The 19,465-nt window shown below is 34.5% G+C and carries 18 protein-coding genes; 17 read left to right on the top strand and 1 reads right to left on the bottom strand.

Translation table 11 applies throughout. The features are described 5' to 3' along the window. Positions 1 to 4 precede the first annotated feature (4 nt). Positions 5 to 448, bottom strand: coding sequence for a hypothetical protein (locus ABJF52_RS15475; RefSeq protein ID WP_348152226.1), 444 nt, complete (start codon positions 446 to 448; stop codon positions 5 to 7). Positions 449 to 821: 373 nt separating this feature from the next. On the opposite strand from ABJF52_RS15475, the gene pxpA reads away from it, so the two are divergent. From pxpA to ABJF52_RS15390, 17 genes are all read left to right on the top strand, one after another. Then, positions 822 to 1,568, top strand: a complete 747-nt coding sequence (gene pxpA / locus ABJF52_RS15470; protein WP_348152223.1) for a 5-oxoprolinase subunit PxpA — start codon at positions 822 to 824, stop codon at positions 1,566 to 1,568. Then, positions 1,568 to 2,305, top strand: a complete 738-nt coding sequence (gene pxpB / locus ABJF52_RS15465; protein WP_348152220.1) for a 5-oxoprolinase subunit PxpB — start codon at positions 1,568 to 1,570, stop codon at positions 2,303 to 2,305. The genes pxpA and pxpB overlap by 1 nt, the downstream gene beginning before the upstream one ends. Further along, positions 2,298 to 3,137 carry a biotin-dependent carboxyltransferase family protein gene (locus ABJF52_RS15460; RefSeq protein WP_348152217.1) on the top strand — a complete coding sequence of 280 codons (840 nt, stop codon included), beginning with the start codon at positions 2,298 to 2,300 and terminating at the stop codon, positions 3,135 to 3,137. The genes pxpB and ABJF52_RS15460 overlap by 8 nt, the downstream gene beginning before the upstream one ends. A 356-nt stretch (positions 3,138 to 3,493) precedes the next feature. Further along, positions 3,494 to 5,170: a dihydroxy-acid dehydratase gene (gene ilvD / locus ABJF52_RS15455; protein ID WP_348152215.1), complete on the top strand. Its 1,677-nt coding sequence runs from the start codon at positions 3,494 to 3,496 to the stop codon at positions 5,168 to 5,170. A gap of 82 nt (positions 5,171 to 5,252) precedes the next feature. After that, positions 5,253 to 6,986, top strand: coding sequence for a biosynthetic-type acetolactate synthase large subunit (gene ilvB / locus ABJF52_RS15450; RefSeq protein ID WP_348152212.1), 1,734 nt, complete (start codon positions 5,253 to 5,255; stop codon positions 6,984 to 6,986). An 18-nt stretch (positions 6,987 to 7,004) separates the two neighbouring features. Then, positions 7,005 to 7,586 carry a class I SAM-dependent methyltransferase gene (locus ABJF52_RS15445; protein WP_348152209.1) on the top strand — a complete coding sequence of 194 codons (582 nt, stop codon included), beginning with the start codon at positions 7,005 to 7,007 and terminating at the stop codon, positions 7,584 to 7,586. 51 nt (positions 7,587 to 7,637) lie between these two features. Continuing rightward, the gene (gene ilvN / locus ABJF52_RS15440; RefSeq protein WP_348152207.1) at positions 7,638 to 8,171 is read left to right on the top strand and encodes an acetolactate synthase small subunit; all 534 of its coding nucleotides are present in this window, start codon (positions 7,638 to 7,640) and stop codon (positions 8,169 to 8,171) included. 56 nt (positions 8,172 to 8,227) lie between these two features. After that, positions 8,228 to 9,703 carry a ketol-acid reductoisomerase gene (ilvC, locus tag ABJF52_RS15435; RefSeq protein ID WP_348152205.1) on the top strand — a complete coding sequence of 492 codons (1,476 nt, stop codon included), beginning with the start codon at positions 8,228 to 8,230 and terminating at the stop codon, positions 9,701 to 9,703. Positions 9,704 to 9,746: 43 nt separating this feature from the next. Next, positions 9,747 to 10,997 carry a threonine ammonia-lyase IlvA gene (ilvA, locus tag ABJF52_RS15430; RefSeq protein ID WP_348152202.1) on the top strand — a complete coding sequence of 417 codons (1,251 nt, stop codon included), beginning with the start codon at positions 9,747 to 9,749 and terminating at the stop codon, positions 10,995 to 10,997. Positions 10,998 to 11,049: 52 nt separating this feature from the next. Continuing rightward, positions 11,050 to 12,633, top strand: a complete 1,584-nt coding sequence (locus tag ABJF52_RS15425; protein WP_348152199.1) for an NADP-dependent glyceraldehyde-3-phosphate dehydrogenase — start codon at positions 11,050 to 11,052, stop codon at positions 12,631 to 12,633. 353 nt (positions 12,634 to 12,986) lie between these two features. Next, positions 12,987 to 14,189 (top strand): MFS transporter, encoded by a 1,203-nt coding sequence (locus tag ABJF52_RS15420; protein WP_348152197.1) that lies wholly within the window; start codon positions 12,987 to 12,989, stop codon positions 14,187 to 14,189. 144 nt (positions 14,190 to 14,333) lie between these two features. Further along, positions 14,334 to 14,642 (top strand): hypothetical protein, encoded by a 309-nt coding sequence (locus ABJF52_RS15415; RefSeq protein WP_348152194.1) that lies wholly within the window; start codon positions 14,334 to 14,336, stop codon positions 14,640 to 14,642. Positions 14,643 to 14,923: 281 nt separating this feature from the next. Further along, entirely contained in the window at positions 14,924 to 16,123 is a 1,200-nt protein-coding gene (locus ABJF52_RS15410) for a GTP-binding protein (RefSeq protein WP_348152192.1), read from the top strand. Between the two features lie 23 nt (positions 16,124 to 16,146). Next, entirely contained in the window at positions 16,147 to 16,776 is a 630-nt protein-coding gene (locus ABJF52_RS15405; protein WP_348152189.1) for an ATP-binding cassette domain-containing protein, read from the top strand. Continuing rightward, positions 16,773 to 18,110, top strand: a complete 1,338-nt coding sequence (locus ABJF52_RS15400; protein ID WP_348152187.1) for an ABC transporter permease — start codon at positions 16,773 to 16,775, stop codon at positions 18,108 to 18,110. The genes ABJF52_RS15405 and ABJF52_RS15400 overlap by 4 nt, the downstream gene beginning before the upstream one ends. Further along, positions 18,100 to 18,537 carry a hypothetical protein gene (locus tag ABJF52_RS15395; RefSeq protein WP_348152184.1) on the top strand — a complete coding sequence of 146 codons (438 nt, stop codon included), beginning with the start codon at positions 18,100 to 18,102 and terminating at the stop codon, positions 18,535 to 18,537. Before ABJF52_RS15400 ends, ABJF52_RS15395 begins: the two co-directional genes overlap by 11 nt. 30 nt (positions 18,538 to 18,567) lie before the next feature. Continuing rightward, on the top strand, positions 18,568 to 19,465 hold an 898-nt coding region (locus tag ABJF52_RS15390), incomplete at its 3' end, for an alkaline phosphatase (protein ID WP_348152181.1).

Here is a 19,465-nt window from a genome sequence, read left to right as displayed (position 1 = left end):
TGAATTAGATAACTTTTATATTTGCTCGAAGCCCCTCCATAATTCCTATAATATTATCAACAGTTTCTTTTAGATAGTAGGTAACAAGGTCATGTGGTATACGTATGGTGGTGAAACCATTTTTGAAGGAGTGCATTGCTTCTTCAAGATCATTAATTGCTTGCTCATGCGTGAGCATATTATACTCCGTATCAATTTCAATATTCAATTTCACTCGAGATATTGCTAAATCGATTGATTTTTTACCATCCCACCATTCTAACATTGCAGTTACGCCGGCTTCTTTTAAGCCATAGTACAATTGTATTGCTTCGACGGGGGTATCATGTTTTTCTTGAAGCTGCAGCATTAGATCGGTGTGACGTGCGCACAATTCAACTCCAAATATGTCCATGGAGTTTTTATGATCTAAATAGCTCAGCTCTTTTTTACATTCCAAGCATTTCATTAATTAGGGTATTAAGATTTGGGACTATTATAACCTCATATCTTTTGGGATATTATGTTAACTCGTTTGAAAACACCCCTATTTTAGACGAACGGTAAATTATTAGATGAAATGCATCGAAAAGTGTTAAAACTGTGGTGAAAATATCTACGGAAGCGTGTCGTTATCGATGATAGCCAATTTTCTATTTGGCATTCATTTTTTTGTAAATACTTCAAAATCTTGGCTATTTGATTTGCTTACAGTGGTTTATGCACGATTTTACTAATTTATTCAATTCTTTTGTTTAAAGATGGTGTTCTGTCAATAACTTTTTCTTCTTAGATTAGTGTCGATTAAAGCTGTTTTGAGTTTTTTGGTGAATTGAAATTTAATGCAAAGAGATATTTTTATTGATATTAATTGTGATGTTGGTGAAGGTTTAGATAATGAAGCGACCCTAATGCCATTAATTAGTTCATGTAATATAGCTTGCGGTGCGCATGCTGGGGATAAGGAGACCATAATTAGAATTGCAAAGCTTGCCAAAAAAAATGCTGTAAAAGTTGGCGCACATCCATCGTATCCTGATCGTAAAAATTTTGGGCGCATATCCATGGATTTGCCCAAAGCTGATTTTATTGCTAGTATACAGCAGCAGGTGAATTTATTTTCTGCGCTATTGAATATTGAAAATATTAAACTCCATCATATAAAAGCTCATGGGGCTCTTTATAATGATATGGGGCATAATCATATTCTCGCTAAAAGTTTTTTGAAAGCAATTGCGAACTATAAAGATGAAATACTTTTATATGCACCATATGGTTCAGCACTTGCAATTGAAGGACAAAAACAAAAATTTTCGATTGTATTTGAAGCTTTTGCTGATAGAAATTATGATGAAGATGGCAATTTAGTATCACGTAAGGATGTGAATGCAATAATTAGTAATCCGGATAAAGTGTTTACACATATGCTTAGAATGGTTAAGGAGCAATACGTTTTAACAAGTAAAGGTTTTCGAATTCCTATAAAAGCAGAAACCTTTTGTATTCATAGCGATACGCCATCAGCATTAGAAATATTACGTTACCTTACTGCTCAATTGCCGAAAATGAAAATTAATATTAAAAAATAATGCCATACCCGATTTCCATAAGACCCTTCGGAATTCATGCTGTTTTAGTCGAATGGCCAAATGAAGTTGAAGAAGGTATATTAAATGACATCCTCCATTTTAAACACTATTTGGTTAACGAATGCTTGCCAAAAGGGCAATGGGAGTTGGTACCTGCTTATAATTCTTTAACCCTTATACAATTAAGTGAGACTATCGATTTTAAGAAGTTTTCAAATAAGCTGAATACATGGTACAATGATATTAAAGAACTTAATATTCGTGTACAAAGGTATTTGTGCAAATTACCTGTATGTTACGACTTAGATTTTGGTATTGATTTAAATGAAGTGTCCGAGAAACTAGGATTGAGTGTCGATGAAATAATTAAACAACATACCGAGCATATTTACCGTGTGTATGGCATTGGCTTTTTACCAGGGTTCATGTATTTGGGCGGACTACCAAAATCATTAGAAATTCCAAGAAGGGCAGAACCTCGTTTAAATGTTGTGGCGGGAGCTGTCGGATTAGCGAGTAAACAAACTGGTGTTTATCCCCAAGATTCTCCTGGTGGATGGAATATAATTGGTAATTGCGCAGTGCCTATTTTCAGTCCGAAACGCGAAGTACCGTGTTTAGTTAATGTTGGTGATCAAGTGCAATTCCATGCAATATCTCGAGCAGAACACGATTTGCATGTTATTGAAGGACAAGTGGGTATTTATAAAATTGAAAAAACTCCTATTAATGCTTAAGATATTAAAATCTGGATTTTATACTACCGTACAGGATAAAGGTAGGTTTGGTTTTCGAGATAAAGGAGTTCCTGTTGCCGGTGCTATGGATAATATTGCATTAGAAAGAGCTAATAGACTTCTCGAGAACGAGGACGAAGCAGCTGTTCTTGAAATTACAATGACCGGACCAACAATTGTATTTGAAGAAAGTACCTATATCGTATTATCTGGTGCAACTATGTCTGCTACACTAAACAACAAACCGGTATTGAACTATAAAATTTATAAAATAGAAAGTGGCGATATTTTATCCTATGGAAGGTTAGAGCATGGAATTCGAAGTTATTTGGCCATTAAGTATGGATTTGAGACTAATGTAGTTTTAAATAGTCGTTCTTTCTCTAAGGCAATCACTAAAATAGTTTGTTTAAAAAATAATTATGAGGTTCCATATACGTCTTGTGAATCCTTCGACCCTAAAATATCAGAATTAAAAGTAGATGACTATTACAATGAAGAGGTTTTAGGAGTGGCAAAAGGACCTGAATTCGAAATGCTAACCGACAAACAATTAGAGAAAGTTTTTGGTTCGGACTTTACTGTATCTAAAGATAATAATCGAATGGCTTATCAATTAAATGAGAAAATTGATGGTCATAATAAATCCATGTTGACTTCAGCCACCTTACCCGGTACCGTGCAATTTACTCCAAATGGTAAGTTGATTATTCTTATGAAGGATGGACAAACGACTGGAGGATACCCCCGAATTCTTCAATTAACAGATAAGGCTATTTCAATTTTAGCTCAAAAAAGAGCAGGGGAAAATGTGTCGTTTAAATTACTTTAGAATCAATTTTATTTAAAGTTTAAATTGTCAAATAAAATATTTAATTTTACTACGTGATAAAAAATAACAACATACTAGCAGAGGTCATCGTCATTCGAAATTTCGAATGATATTGCTTTATAATGTTGTAAGAAAGCCTGTATCAGAAAAAAATTTGATACAGGCTTTTTTCTTTTAGCACTATTGAATATGATAAAAAAATACACTTAAACTATTGACAGTAAGCGTGTTATGTAAATATTATCAAAATTGACTTTAGACAGGGTGCAAACGTTAAAAATGACTGTTTTTGTAAACTTCTATATTTGATTAAGGAAACCTTAATAGAATCCGAAAGAATACTTATAAATAGACAAATGGAATTGAATAAATACAGCAAAGCCGTAACACAAGATCCAACTCAACCGGCAGCTCAAGCAATGTTATATGCAATTGGTTTTAAAGATGAAGATTTTGAAAAACCGTTAATTGGAATTGCCAGTACTGGGTACGAAGGTAATCCATGTAATATGCACTTGAATGACTTGGCGAAATTGGTGAAAGAAGGTGTCAATTCTAAAGAAACTGTCGGACTTATTTTTAATACAATCGGCATTAGTGATGGTATTTCTATGGGTACTCCAGGAATGCGTTTTTCGCTTCCTTCGAGAGATATAATTGCTGATTCTATGGAAGCAGTGGTACAGGGTATGTCGTATGACGGACTTGTAACTGTAGTTGGTTGCGATAAAAATATGCCGGGAGCTTTAATGGCTATGTTGCGATTAAATAGACCTTCAATTTTGGTGTATGGAGGCACTATTGCTTCTGGATGTCATAATGAAAGAAAACTAGACATAGTATCAGCATTTGAAGCTTGGGGTGAAAAAGTGGCTGGAACAATGGAGGAGTCTGAATTTAAAAGTATAATTAAGAAATCTATTCCAGGTGCAGGAGCTTGTGGAGGTATGTATACGGCTAATACTATGGCATCGGCTATAGAAGCTTTAGGAATGTCTTTGCCTTACAATTCATCTAATCCAGCGGTTAGTGATGATAAAGAAGCAGAAAGTATTGCTGCTGGTAAGCAAATGAGAATGCTTATTGAAAAAGATATAAAACCGTTGGATATTGTTACGCGTAAGTCGTTAGAAAATGCGATTCGTTTGGTAACCATCACTGGTGGTTCTACTAATGCTGTATTGCATTTTTTAGCTATAGCTAGAGCTGCGGATATTGAATTTACCTTACAAGATTTTCAACATATTAGTGATACGACACCTTTTATAGCTGATTTAAAGCCTAGTGGTAAATATTTAATGGAAGATGTTCACCGAATAGGTGGTATTCCGGCACTTTTAAAATATCTGTTGAAGAACGGTTTATTGCATGGTGATTGTATGACTGTTACTGGTAAAACACTTGCTGAGAATTTAGAAAATGTTCCTGATTTGGAAGAAGGACAAGATGTAATAAGACCTTTAGATAAGCCAATTAAGGCTACTGGACATTTACGTATGCTTTATGGAAACCTTGCTGAAAATGGTTCTGTGGCTAAAATTACAGGTAAAGAAGGATTGTTGTTTAAAGGAACGGCAAAAGTTTTTAATAGTGAGTACGACGCAAATGATGGTATCAGAAATGGCTTAGTGAAAAAGGGCGATGTAGTAGTTATTCGTTATGAAGGACCAAAAGGAGGACCAGGAATGCCTGAAATGCTTAAGCCTACTGCAGCCATAATGGGTGCTGGTTTAGGAAAAGATGTGGCTTTGATTACTGATGGTCGTTTCTCTGGAGGTACGCATGGCTTTGTCGTAGGACACATTTCTCCTGAAGCACAAGAAGGTGGTACCATAGCCTTAGTAGAAGATGGTGATATAATTACCATTGATGCAGAAACCAATTCTATTGATGTTGCAGTTTCAGAAGATGAAATCGCAAAAAGAAAAGCAGCTTGGGTACAACCAGAATTGAAATTTAAAAAAGGAGTCTTATACAAGTATGCTCGTTCAGTGTCATCTGCAGCGCAAGGTTGTGTAACTGATGAGTTTTAAAATATAGAGTAGAGTACAAGTTAATACGAATGAATTGTCAGTTTTGAATACTTAAAATTGACATTTGAATTTGAGTTTTAGTATGGAGACAATAAAAGAGAAAAAAGTAAAAGTAGACAAAAAAGCTACCATCAAAATTTCTGGTGCAGAGGCAATAATCCACTGTTTGTTAGCTGAAGGTGTCGATTTATTATACGGTTATCCAGGTGGTGCTATAATGCCTGTGTATGACGAATTATATAAATTTCAAGATAAATTAACGCACATACTTACACGTCATGAGCAAGGCGCAACGCATGCAGCACAAGGGTATGCGCGTGTTTCAGGTAAAGTTGGAGTAGCCATGGCAACTTCTGGTCCAGGAGCAACTAACTTAGTAACAGGTTTAGCCGATGCCCAAATAGATAGTACGCCAATGGTATGTATTACGGGTCAGGTACCAAGACATTTGTTAGGTTCTGATGCCTTTCAAGAGACGGATATTATCGGAATATCTACTCCAGTAACTAAATGGAATTATCAAATTACTAATGCTTCAGAAATTCCTGAAATAATGGCAAAAGCATTTTATATTGCTAAATCAGGAAGACCAGGTCCCGTTTTAGTTGATATTACAAAAAATGCTCAATTTGATGAATTCGAATTTTCTTATGAAAAATGTAAAGGGGTTCGTAGTTATAATCCGACTCCGAAACCAAACACAGGTTCTCTAGAAGCTGCTGCAGAATTGATTAATAATGCTAAGAAACCATTTATTGTTTGGGGACAAGGAGTTATTTTAGGACAAGCTGAAGAAGAGTTAAAAGCTGTAATTGAAAAAGCTGGAATACCAGCTGCTTGGACAATTATGGGCGAATCTGCAATACCAACGAGTCACCCACTTAATGTTGGAATGGTAGGTATGCATGGCAATTACGGTCCAAATGTACTTACTAATGAATGCGATTTGTTAATTGCAATTGGTATGCGTTTTGATGATCGAGTAACCGGTAATTTAGAGACCTATGCGAAACAAGCGCAAGTGATTCATTTTGAAATTGACCCTGCAGAAATTAACAAAAATGTTACGGCTGATGTCGCTGTTTTAGGTAATTCCAAAGAAACATTAGATTTATTATTGCCTTTATTAAATGAGAATAAGCATGAAGATTGGCATAATGAATTCAAGAAAAAACATCAAGTTGAATTTGATACAGTAATTAATAACGATATTCATCCTACCAAACCTGGTTTAACAATGGGTGAGGTAATTGAAGAAATAAATATAGCCTCTGGAAACAAGGCGGTAATTGTTACCGATGTTGGTCAACACCAAATGATTGCATGCCGCTACGCAAAATTTGAGCAATCTAAAAGTAATATAACCTCTGGTGGTTTAGGAACTATGGGCTTTGCACTTCCGGCAGCGATTGGTGCTAAGATGGGTGCTATGGATCGTGAAGTCGTAGCTATTATTGGCGATGGTGGATACCAAATGACTATTCAAGAATTGGGTGTAATTTTCCAACATAACGTACCTGTTAAAATAGTTGTTTTAAATAATGAGCATTTAGGAATGGTCCGTCAATGGCAAGAATTGTTTTTTGACAGACGCTACGCTTCAACTGTGATGACCAATCCCGATTTTGTAAAAATTGCAGAAGGCTACAGTATAGAAGCAAAAAGAATAAGTGAACGTAAAGATTTAAAAAGCACAATTGCTGAAATGATTGCGTCTGATAAACCCTATTTCTTAGAAGTAAAAGTTGAGCAAGAAGATAATGTTTTTCCAATGATTCCTTCTGGAGCTTCGGTTTCTGATGTTCGATTGAAATAACAGTTTTTCAAAGTAATAATGAACGATTCGAACATTAACGACATTCCTGTTATTCATAATGCAATAACACGTAAATCTAAACAGATAGGTTTTACAATGCCCTCTGATTTGTATATCGGAACGTTGCTGAAAACATTGATTAGTTCGAAACCAGGTGCACATATATTAGAATTGGGAACCGGTATTGGGTTATCACTATCATGGATGATTGATGGCATGGATGCGAATTCAAGTCTTATTACAGTTGACAATGATTCAGAATTAATTGTCATTGCTAACCAATATTTTGGGAATGATGGCCGAGTACAAATCGTATGTGAAGATGGTAGCAAATGGATTAAAAATTACAATGCAGATAAGTTCGACCTCGTCTTTGCAGATGCATGGCCTGGCAAATATAGTGAGCTAGAAGAGCTGCTAGATTTAATCAAGATTGGTGGATTTTATATTATTGATGATATGAAAGTACAATCCAATTGGCCAGTTGGTCACGAAGATAATGTAGATCGTTTAGTTGCTTATCTCGAAAAAAGAGATGATTTAAATATTACAAAAATGGATTGGTCCACTGGATTAATCATAGCAGTGAAAACAAAATAATTAAGTTTTTGACGTAGCCTAAAGGCTTAGAAAATAATAGAAATAGTAATAATGGAAAAACAGTGGTTCACCATATCAGTATACTCCGAAAATAACGTGGGTTTATTGAATAGAATATCTGGAATATTCTTAAAAAGACACATTAATATAGAAGGCTTAAACGTTTCTAAATCAGAGATTGATAATGTTTCTAAATTTACAATCGTGGTAAATACTACCGATAAATGGGTTAAAAATATTGTGGGACAAATCGAAAAGCAGATTGAAGTGATAAAAGCTTTTTATCATACAGATGATGAAACTATTTATCAGGAATCAGCTTTGTTTAAAATTGATTCAGCGCTGTTATTTGATGAACGTCAAATCCAGAATATTATTAAAGAAAGTAATTCACAGATTGTTACTGTCGCAAGAGAATTTTTTGTTCTAGCAAAATCTGGTCGTAGAAATGAAATTGACGAAATGCACGAGCAATTAAAACCTTTTGGTATTATGCAATTTGTACGTTCAGGACGTATTTCGGTTTCTAAAGAAGAAATGCAAATTTCAGCAATGCTTAAAGAATTTCAACCTAATCATAATTAATTTATAGAATCATTAAATCCTTCTTTTGAGGGAAAGCACTTAAAAACACTATTTAAATGGCAAATTATTTTAATACACTATCACTAAGAGATAAACTAACACAATTAGGAAAATGTAGATTCATGGAATCTAGTGAATTCTCTGATGGTGTAAATGCATTAAAAGGGAAAAAAATTGTAATTATTGGTTGTGGAGCTCAAGGATTAAACCAAGGATTAAACATGCGTGATTCAGGTTTAGATATTTCTTATACGCTTAGAGCAGCTGCAATTCAAGAAAAAAGACAATCTTTTTTAAATGCTAGTGAAAACGGTTTTACTGTTGGTACATACGAAGAATTAGTACCAGATGCTGATGTTGTTATCAATCTTACCCCAGATAAGCAGCATACGAATGTTGTAAGTACAGTAATGCCTTTAATGAAGCAAGGCGCTACATTATCGTATTCTCATGGATTCAATATTGTTGAGGAAGGGATGCAGATTCGTGAAGATTTAACGGTAATTATGGTGGCTCCTAAATGTCCTGGTTCTGAAGTACGTGAGGAATATAAAAGAGGTTTCGGTGTGCCAACTTTAATTGCGGTACACCCAGATAATGACCCGCAAGGAAAAGGATTGGAACAGGCTAAAGCCTATGCTGCTGGTACAGGTGGTCATAGAGCTGGTGTTTTAATGTCTTCATTTGTTGCTGAAGTAAAATCAGATTTAATGGGTGAGCAAACGATATTATGTGGTTTACTACAAACCGGAAGTATTCTTTGTTTTGATAAAATGGTTGAAAAAGGTATCGATGCTGGCTATGCTTCTAAATTGATTCAGTATGGTTGGGAGACTATTACAGAAGGTATGAAATATGGCGGTATCACTAATATGATGGATCGTTTATCAAACCCAGCAAAAATTAAAGCTTTTGAATTGTCAGAAGAATTAAAAGATATTATGCGTCCACTTTTTCAAAAGCATATGGATGATATAATGACAGGGCATTTCTCAAAAACTATGATGGAAGATTGGGCTAATGATGATAAAAACCTTTTAGGATGGCGTGCTGCTACCGGTGAAACTGCATTTGAAAAGACACCTGCTGCAGATGTTGAAATTTCAGAGCAAGAATATTATGACCATGGTGTATTAATGGTTGCAATGGTGCGTGCAGGAGTAGAATTAGCGTATGAAAGTATGACAGAATCTGGTATTATTGGAGAATCTGCTTATTACGAATCATTACATGAAACTCCTTTAATTGCAAATACAATCGCAAGAAAGAAATTGTTTGAAATGAACAGAGTTATTTCTGATACTGCGGAGTATGGTTGTTATTTATTTGATCATGCGTGTAAACCATTATTGGCTGATTTTATGACTAAGATTGAGACTGATGTAATTGGTACGGCATATAGCGAAGGAAAAGATACGGGTGTTGACAATGCTAAATTGATTGCAGTAAACAAAGCTTTACGAATTCATGATGTAGAAGTTGTAGGTACTCGTTTAAGAGAATCTATGACAGCTATGAAACCCATAGTTTAATACTTTATATTTGGGTTTAATAACTAATTGAGGCATTGTTTCTATGAGCTATTTTCCCAAAATAGACGATATAAAAAAAGCGGCGTTGAAGATTCAGCAAATAGCTGAACCAACGCCGCTTTTGCATTCCATTCGATTATCTACAAAGTACGATGCAAACATTCTCTTAAAAAGAGAAGATTTACATCGGGTTAGGTCCTATAAAATTAGAGGAGCTTACAACAAGATTAGTTCACTAACTGCTGAAGAATGTAAAAATGGAATTGTCTGTGCTAGTGCTGGTAATCATGCACAAGGAGTAGCTTTCGCATGTAAGTATTTAGGAATTAAGGCAACAATATATATGCCATCAGTTACGCCTAAACAAAAAGTGGAGCAAACTAATATGTTTGGTGAAGACTGGGTAACTATTGTATTAGAAGGCGATACATTTGATGACTCTTTTAAAGCTGCTAAAGACTTTTGTCAAGCAAATGATAAAGTTTTTATTCACCCTTTCGATGACCCTAAAATTATAGAGGGTCAGGCTACAGTTGGAATCGAAATTTTAGAAAATGCTAAGACTCCCATCGATTATGTTTTTGTTGCTGTAGGCGGTGGTGGATTAGCTTCAGGGCTCATAGGAGCATTTAAGGTATTATCACCCGATACAAAAATTATTGGGGTAGAGCCGAATGGAGCGCCATCCATGAGTACTTCTATTGCAAATAATAAAAATACAGCACTGACTCATATTGATAAATTTGTTGATGGGGCAGCTGTTAAACGCGTTGGTGATTTAACTTTTAATATCTGTAAAGATAATTTGAGTGAAATGGTTACTGTACCAGAAGGCAAGGTTTGTGAATCTATACTGGAATTATATAATAGGGATGCTATTGTTGTAGAACCTGCAGGTGCATTAACTATTGCTGTTCTAGATAAGTTTTCTGAAAAAATTAAAGGTAAAAATGTTGTTTGCATAATTAGTGGAAGCAACAACGATATTACCAGAACTCCAGAGATTAAAGAAAGAGCTTTATTATATGCTAAATTAAAACACTATTTCATTATTAGATTTCCGCAAAGACCAGGCGCTTTAAAAGAATTTGTTGCTGAAATATTGGGTGAGAATGATGATATAACCCACTTCGAGTATTCCAAAAAATCGAGTAAAGAAACTGCTCCGGCAATTGTCGGTATCGAATTAAAAAGTCCTAATGATTTGGCTCCTTTAGTTCAAAGAATGAAAGAAAATAACTTTTATGGCGACTACCTAAATGACAAACCCGATTTGTTTCAATATTTAGTCTAGTGAGTTCATTTTTATAGTAGAAAAAACTATTTTTAATTAGAAAATAAACCAAATGAGTAATACAATACCCGCAGAATTTCAAATTAAAGAGCAAATACATCAACAACGTTACCTATTAAATGGTGAATTGAGAGCTTGGGCAGGTGATTCAACAACGGTTTATTCAACAATATCTTCAACAGAAGAATATGCAACAACAGCCTTAGGTAGCATTCCAGATATGGGAGAAAAAGAAGCTTTAGAAGCTCTTGATGCAGCACAGAAAGCTTATAATAAAGGGCAGGGAGTTTGGCCAACTATGCATGTGAAAGACCGCATTGAGTGTATGGAGAAGTTTGTAAAACAAATGGAAACCAAACGCGAAGAAATTGTGAAGCTTTTAATGTGGGAAATTGGGAAGTCATTACCAGATTCTCAAAAAGAATTCGATCGAACTGTAGAGTATGTTTATGACACTATTGAAGATTACAAGCAGTTAGACCGCGATGCAGCTAAATTTCACAAGCACGATGGTGTTTATGCACACATTAAACGTGGCCCATTAGGTGTGGTATTATGTTTAGGACCTTATAACTATCCATTAAACGAAACTTTTGCTTTATTGATTCCTGCAATTATTATGGGGAATACGGCGATTTTTAAACCAGCTAAACACGGTGTATTATTAATTACACCTTTGTTAGAAGCTTTTCAAAATAGTTTTCCAAAAGGAGTGATTAATATTTTATTCGGTAGAGGTAGGGCAGTAGCTGCTCCGATAATGCAAACAGGAAAGGTTGATATTTTAGCACTTATCGGTAATAGTAAATCTGCTAATGCATTGCAAAATCAGCATCCTAAGAGCAATAGGTTGCGTTTAGTTTTAGGTTTAGAAGCTAAAAATCCAGCAATAGTGCTACCAGATGCAGATATGAAGCTTACAATTAATGAAGTTGTAGCTGGTACCACTTCATTTAATGGACAGCGTTGTACAGCATTAAAAATAGTATATGTTCATAATGATGTTAGTGAAACCTTTTTAAAACAATTAGCAACTTCTGTTGATGGATTAAAATTTGGTAACCCTTGGGAAGATGGTGTTAAATTAACACCACTACCTGAGCCCCAAAAACCTGAATATATTCAAGAGCTGATTGATGATGCAATTGCCAAAGGAGCTAAAATCATAAATAAAAAAGGAGGAAAACGTTTCGATAATTATATTTGGCCTGCAATACTTTATCCTGTGACTAAGGATATGCGCGTATATCAAGAAGAACAATTCGGACCCGTTATACCAGTAGTTTCATTTCAAGATATAGAAGAACCATTGGATGATATGGCAGATAGTAATTACGGCCAGCAAGTAAGTTTGTTTGGCAAAGATGTTTATGCGCTTTCTCCATTAATTGATGCCTTGGTTAATCTTGTTTGTCGTGTTAATTTAAATAGCTCATGTCAACGTGGACCTGATGTATATCCTTTTACTGGTAGAAAAGATTCTGCACAAGCTACATTAAGTGTACATGATGCACTGCGCTCGTTTTCAATTCGAACATTTGTGGCTTTTAAAGACAATGACTTAAATAATGAGACAATAGAAAATTTACTAGGTGCTAAACTATCTAACTTTGTAAGTACAGATTATATTTTATAAAATAGAATATGTAATTGAATTTATTGGCCTGTTACATTAATAAAAATGAGCAGGCCTATTTTTATTCTTATTACCAAGATTGAATCTTCATAACTTAAAATATACTCTTAAAATCATACAGCATTCTTTAGTTTGAAGCGAAGAAACTACTGAAAACAAGCAATATGTGCTTAATTACCCCAATTATGTTTAATAATAAAATAGGGTGTCAATTTAGCATACATATTGGATAATTGCACATATGATCAAACTAAATGTCCACCATAACTTTGTACCGACAAATATAATTGTTTTACAAATTTTAAAAAGAACACTGCTTTTTTGAAAATGTACAACCATTAAAAATGTTAGCTATGAAATTAAAAACATCAAACAAAAAAGCCTTAATCGCCTTAGCATTGGGTGGTTTTGGAATCGGATTAACAGAATTTGTTATCATGGGTATATTACCTGATGTGGCAGCGGGATTAAACATTACAATACCACAGGCTGGGCATTTTATTGCTGCATATGCCTTAGGAGTTGTGGTTGGAGCCCCTTTATTTACAAAGTTTGCCTCCAAAATAGATGCAGAAAAAGTATTACTATATTTAATGCTTTGGTTTACTGTATTTAATACCATATCTGCTTTTGCTGATAATTATAGTACATTACTTATTTATCGATTCTTGTCAGGTTTACCTCATGGTGCTTTTTTTGGAATTGGAGCCGTTGTTGCAGGAAAACTTGCAAAACCTGGAAAAGCGGCACAGGCTATTGCCACCATGTTTGCAGGCTTAACGATTGCTAATGTAATTGGAGTGCCACTGGGAACTTATTTAGGGCATGAATTTGGATGGAGTATTTCATTTTTAATGGTCGGTGTAGTAGGTATTGCTACAATGGCAAGTATTTACTTCTGGATGCCACATTTTGAGCCTGAACCAGAAACATCTAAAGCCGAAGGAAATCAAGGTTTAAAGAATACAGAATTATGGATTCTTATTTTGCTTACAACAATTGGTACCGGAGGATTTTTTGCATGGTATAGCTATATCGCTCCTTTAATTACTAAAGTAGCGGGACATCCAGAAAGTGTAGTAGGCTACGCAATGATAATTGCAGGTTTAGGAATGGTTGTTGGTAATTTTCTCGGAGCTAAAATGGCAGAATTGTTTTATCCTTTGAAAGCGGTTGCCATTAGTTTAAGTATGATGATTGTTGTACTATTAATTAATGCTTTTATTGCAACTAACCCGTATTTAATATTGTGTTTAACCTTTATAATCGGTGTTGTTTCATTTAGTGTTGCTACGCCAATTCAAATGGCAATTATAAACTCTGCTAAAGGTTCAGAAATGCTGGCCTCATCAATGAATCAGAGTGCATTTAATATGGGGAATGCTTCTGGTGCTTATTTAGCTGGCCTTCCTATTGCATTAGGATATGGTTATACTTCAGCTGGACTTGTTGGTTGTGTTTTAGCGGGCATGGGCGTGGCAATGGCTGTTTCCATTATATTGGTTAGGAAGAAGAAAACTGCAAAAAGAAGAAGTATGGCCTACGGTGGGCAATAGTATAAAAGAAAATTGAAAAAGGGAAAAACCCCAGAAGTAGTGAGAACTATTCTGGGGTTTTATAGTTCTAGAATGTTTTATTTCACATTTGTTTAACAAGCATTCATATTCATTTGTAATGGGCTTTTTATAATTTCACATCCAATGAAAATTAACTGGATTAGATATAGTATTTCCATTCTCTTCCTCGCCATTTATATATTAACAAAAATGGGAGGACTTCATGTTTTTACACATGAAAGTGAAGAGGATCATGGAGATGATTGTAATGTATGTATACATGTTAATACCACAAATTTCACACCAGCTATTGTCCCTAATTCACAGGATGTTGAAATAAAAAATATTGAATTCCTTCATAAAGATGAGCTATCGAAAACATATAGCTTTGTGGTTTCTAATACCATTAACTCCGACCAGCTCTTTTCACGCCCTCCTCCTTATTTTCTATAATTACCCCAATACATTATTGTTATTTATGAATTCTTCTATCATCGGTTGTGTTAAATAGCATGGTATAAAGTCATTAATTTTCGGGTCCAGAATACAGAAAACAACTTAATTCTGTTCAAGATTAAATTTGATTTATAACATAAGCTTTGAAGTTAAAACTGTTGATGGAGACAGGAATGGTCTCAAATACTTGAATGTAGAGCATAAAATTGAGTTTAGATTTAATGGTTGCTTTGAGTAGTTCCTATAAAACTAATAGCTAGATTAAAAATAGAAAAAAGATGAAGAAACTTCCCGTAACTGTATTAAGTGGTTTTCTAGGTGCAGGAAAAACTACCTTGCTCAATCATATATTGCATAATAAAGAAGGTTTAAAAGTTGCTGTAATTGTTAATGATATGAGCGAAGTCAATATCGATGCCCAATTCATTGAAAATGAAAACACCCTTTCGAGAACCGAGGAAAAACTAGTGGAAATGTCGAACGGTTGTATTTGCTGCACCTTAAGAGAAGATCTTATGGTAGAAGTTGAAAAACTGGCTGCCCAAAATAGATTTGACTACCTTCTTATTGAAAGTACAGGTATAAGCGAACCAATACCTGTAGCACAAACCTTTACGTTTGAAAGCGAAGATGGTAACATAGACTTAAGTCGTTTCAGTTATATTGATACCATGGTAACTGTAGTTGATGCTTTTAATTTTCTGAAAGATTTTTCTAGCTCTGATTATCTTGCAACAAGAGATTTGACTAATATTGACGGTGACGATAGAACAATAGTAAATTTATTAACTGATCAAATAGAATTTGCCAATGTTATTATTATTAATAAAATTGATTTGGTAACCGCAGACCAGTTAGAAGAACTACGTGCAATTATTCATAAGTTAAATCCAGAAGCTGATATTATTTTAGCTAACGAATCAAAAGTTCAAATAAAACAAGTTATTGATACAGGTTTGTTTGATTATGAAAAAGCTGAGGCCTCTGCCGGTTGGATTAAGGAATTAGAAAACGAGCATACCCCTGAAACTGAAGAATATGGCATAAGTTCCTTTGTGTTTAAGAGTAAAAAGCCATTTCATCCAGAGCGCTTTCTTTGTTATTTAAATGAGCGTTTTCCTCAAAATATTATCAGAAGTAAAGGTTTGTTTTGGATGGCTTCTAGGTCTAATCAAGCACTTTTATGGAGTTCAGCAGGAGGTTCGTGTAAAGCGGATACGGCAGGTGTTTGGTGGACATCGATGCCTTTTTCAGAACGAATTAATTATGCTTCATTTACCGAGAACCAAAATCAAATTGAATCGGATTGGGATGTTATCTTTGGAGATAGAAAAATTGAATTGGTTTTTATAGGACAACATATTAACAAAGAAAAAATGATCACTGAATTGGAAGATTGTATACTTACAGAATCTGAAATTCAGAAATGGAAAGGAGAATTATTTCCGCAACAGGATCAATGGCCTATAGCGTATTAATTAATTGCATACTATAATTTTAAATGGTACAAACAGATAATCTTACTTTTCAATATACTAAAAAGGAACATGCTTTCAACTTTCCAAACATCACATTAGGGGAACAAGAAAATTTGCTCATACTAGGAAAATCTGGAGTAGGTAAAACAACTTTTTTACACCTTTTAGCGGGACTTTTACACCCCAATAATGGATCAGTGATTATTGATGAAGTGCCTATAAATGGAATGTCACATTCAAAATTAGATAAATTTAGAGGGCAAAACATTGGACTCGTTTTTCAAAAGAATCATGCCGTAAAATCGTTAAACGTTTTGGACAATTTAAAGGCTCGTCTTTTTTTTAGTAAAAAATCTATTGATTATGCAGCAATTGACACATTATTAGAACAATTGGACTTAAAAGAAACTAAAAAGAGTAAAGTTAATGAGCTTAGTGAAGGTCAATTGCAACGACTAGGTATTGCCATGGCGGTAGTACATAAACCTAAAGTTATTCTGGCTGACGAGCCAACGTCGAATTTGGATGATGAAAATTGTAGTACCGTGTTACAGTTGTTACAACAACAGGCCGAGGAAAACAAAGCGAATTTGGTGGTAATTACACATGACACTCGTATTAAGTCTGGTTTTAAAAATATCATCACATTATGAATAATTGGAAGATTAGTCTTAAGAATTTTCTGCATAAGCCACTTTATGCATTCCTTAGTATATTTTCACTATCCATTAGCATTGGTTTATTACTTGGTATACAACAATTAGATACGTCCATTCAAAACCAATTTGAAAATGGTTTGGGTAAAGTAGAAATGGTGGTCGGTGCTAAGGGAAGTCCTTTACAGTTAGTACTTTCTTCAGTTTTGCACATTGATAATCCTACGGGTAATATTGCTTTTAGCGAAGTGGAAAAAATGGCGAAGAATCCATTGGTAAAGTCTGCTGTGCCTATTTCTTATGGAGATAATTACAAAGGCTATCGAATTGTAGGATCCACATTAGATTTTGATAAGCTTTATGATGCTGAAATTTTGGAAGGAAGAGCGGTTGAGACTTCTATGGAGACCGTAATAGGTAATGATGTGGCACAACAATTAGGTATGAATGTGGGAGATACTTTTTTAAGCTCTCATGGATTAACTGAAAATTCAATTGAGGAGCATAACCAATCGTTTACCGTTGTTGGAATTTATAAACCAGCGTATAAAGTTATCGACAGATTAATCGTAACAACTTTAGAAAGTATTTGGGATGTGCATAATCATGAAGATGAAAATCACGAAGAGCATAAACCACTTGAAGATGAAGAACATGAAGATGAAGAACATGAACACAAAGATGATTCGGACCATGCTCATAAAGAAGAAGAACACGTACAAGATCACAATCATGATGAAGAACACGAGCACGATGAAGAACATGATTTAGTTCATGTTGATGATAGAAAAGTCACCTCAATATTGGTTTCGTTTAGAAATCCTATGGGGTTAATGACAATGCCAAGAACTATAAATGCGAATTCGAATATGCAAGCTGCCTTGCCCAAATATGAACTGGAAAGATTATTTCGTTTTACCGGAGTGGGGGTAAAAGCAATTTCCTGGATTGCATATATCATATTACTCATTTCTTGCATTACCATTTTTATAGGCTTTTATAAAATGGTTAGAGAGCGTGCTTTTGATTTAGCCTTAATGCGAACCTATGGGGCAAGTAACTTTCAATTGTTTCGTATTGTAGCAATTGAAGGCATTTTAGTACTATTAATATCTTTATTTTTTGGTTTTGTGTTTTCGAAGATTGGTTTACATTTTATAGTTAATATCTTTAAATCACAATTTCAACAAGATATTATTTTGACATTTTCAGCGCATCAAACAGTACAAACAATTTTTATAGTAATGTTTATAGCTATGGTTTCAATATTATTGGCGATACTTCCGCTGTTTAAAATGAATATCTCAAATATAATTAGTAATGAAAAATAAATTTTTAAGCATTCTTCTACTATTCATTACAATGAGTGCTACAGCTCAGGTAAATCTCACATGGGAAGATCTTGCTAATATTGAATACACTGAAAAATATTTTGAAGCTTATGATTCTAATTTTCTATATCCAGACTTCAGTAATAAAATGACAAATCTTGAGGGTAAAGAAGTTTCACTTACAGGGTATTTTTTGGATGTAGATCCAAATGGAGAACTGCTTATTTTATCAAAAAATCCGTTGGCATCCTGTTTCTTTTGCGGTAATGGAGGTCCAGAAACGGCAGTAGAAATACAATTTGAATCGAAACCAGATTTTGAAACTGATGATGTAGTGCTGATAACTGGTAAATTGAAACTTAATAAAGACGACGTAGAACACTTTAATTACATACTTACTGATTGTGAAGGGTTTATCCCAAAATAAACGACCATTTAATTCCAAAACAACTTAAAGATGAACAGAAGAAAATTTTTTAGAAACGGATCACTACTCACCCTAGGGAGTACTTTACTACACCCTTTCAATGGTATGGCTAATACTAATCCAATTGGTGTTAACAACAAAAAAGCAAAAAACATTATTGTAATTGTTAGTGACGGTATGAGTATTGGTACTTTGAATATGACCGATTTATATTTATCTAGAAAAACAGGTACCGGAACAAATTGGTTGCAATTATATAAGGATAATAAGGTAAGTAGGTCTTTAATGGATATGGCCTCCGCAAATTCCATTGTAACAGATTCTGCGGCGGCGAGTTCCTCTTGGGGTGGCGGTGTTCGAATTGATAACGGCGCTTTAAATGTGAGTAAAGATGGGGAAGAACATTTGCCTATTTGGCAAAAATTTAAAAAAGCAGGAAAAAAAGCTGGTTGTGTTACTACGGTTCCTATTACCCACGCAACTCCAGCAGGATTTTGTGTAAATTCTAAATCTAGAAATGCGCAAGAACAAATTGCTGAAAAGTATTTGGAACAAAAGTTTGATGTGATGATGGGTGGTGGTGATAATTATTTTACACCCGAGAAGCGAAAGGATAAGAAAGATATGTATAAAGCTTTTGCATCTAATGGCTATGAAGTGGTTAAAACTAAATCAGCTATGTTAGCTGCAGCAAATGACAAACCAATTTTAGGTGTTTTTCATGAGGGAGGTCTACCATATTCCATTGATAGAGAAAATAATAAGGAGTTACTTCAAAAAGTTCCTACGCTCGCTGAAATGACTAAAAAGGCAATTGATGCAATGAAAAATAACCCCGAAGGTTTTGTGCTTCAAGTAGAGGCTGGAAAGGTTGATTGGGCGGCACATGCCAATGATATTGCGGGACTTATTTATGATCAAGCAGCCC

This window comes from Aurantibacter sp. (assembly GCF_039941195.1).
In the GTDB taxonomy this organism is placed as follows: Bacteria; Bacteroidota; Bacteroidia; order Flavobacteriales; family Flavobacteriaceae; genus Aurantibacter_A.
The sequence above is the reverse complement of the archived record's forward strand: the minus strand, read 5'-3'. Positions and strand labels throughout refer to the sequence as shown.

Coding starts and splice junctions, on each gene's coding strand:
- ABJF52_RS15475 (WP_348152226.1), bottom strand. CDS start 448: ATGAAATGCTTGGAATGTAAAAAAGAGCTGAGCTATTTAGATCATAAA.
- pxpA (WP_348152223.1), top strand. CDS start 822: ATGCAAAGAGATATTTTTATTGATATTAATTGTGATGTTGGTGAAGGT.
- pxpB (WP_348152220.1), top strand. CDS start 1,568: ATGCCATACCCGATTTCCATAAGACCCTTCGGAATTCATGCTGTTTTA.
- ABJF52_RS15460 (WP_348152217.1), top strand. CDS start 2,298: ATGCTTAAGATATTAAAATCTGGATTTTATACTACCGTACAGGATAAA.
- ilvD (WP_348152215.1), top strand. CDS start 3,494: ATGGAATTGAATAAATACAGCAAAGCCGTAACACAAGATCCAACTCAA.
- ilvB (WP_348152212.1), top strand. CDS start 5,253: ATGGAGACAATAAAAGAGAAAAAAGTAAAAGTAGACAAAAAAGCTACC.
- ABJF52_RS15445 (WP_348152209.1), top strand. CDS start 7,005: ATGAACGATTCGAACATTAACGACATTCCTGTTATTCATAATGCAATA.
- ilvN (WP_348152207.1), top strand. CDS start 7,638: ATGGAAAAACAGTGGTTCACCATATCAGTATACTCCGAAAATAACGTG.
- ilvC (WP_348152205.1), top strand. CDS start 8,228: ATGGCAAATTATTTTAATACACTATCACTAAGAGATAAACTAACACAA.
- ilvA (WP_348152202.1), top strand. CDS start 9,747: ATGAGCTATTTTCCCAAAATAGACGATATAAAAAAAGCGGCGTTGAAG.
- ABJF52_RS15425 (WP_348152199.1), top strand. CDS start 11,050: ATGAGTAATACAATACCCGCAGAATTTCAAATTAAAGAGCAAATACAT.
- ABJF52_RS15420 (WP_348152197.1), top strand. CDS start 12,987: ATGAAATTAAAAACATCAAACAAAAAAGCCTTAATCGCCTTAGCATTG.
- ABJF52_RS15415 (WP_348152194.1), top strand. CDS start 14,334: ATGAAAATTAACTGGATTAGATATAGTATTTCCATTCTCTTCCTCGCC.
- ABJF52_RS15410 (WP_348152192.1), top strand. CDS start 14,924: ATGAAGAAACTTCCCGTAACTGTATTAAGTGGTTTTCTAGGTGCAGGA.
- ABJF52_RS15405 (WP_348152189.1), top strand. CDS start 16,147: ATGGTACAAACAGATAATCTTACTTTTCAATATACTAAAAAGGAACAT.
- ABJF52_RS15400 (WP_348152187.1), top strand. CDS start 16,773: ATGAATAATTGGAAGATTAGTCTTAAGAATTTTCTGCATAAGCCACTT.
- ABJF52_RS15395 (WP_348152184.1), top strand. CDS start 18,100: ATGAAAAATAAATTTTTAAGCATTCTTCTACTATTCATTACAATGAGT.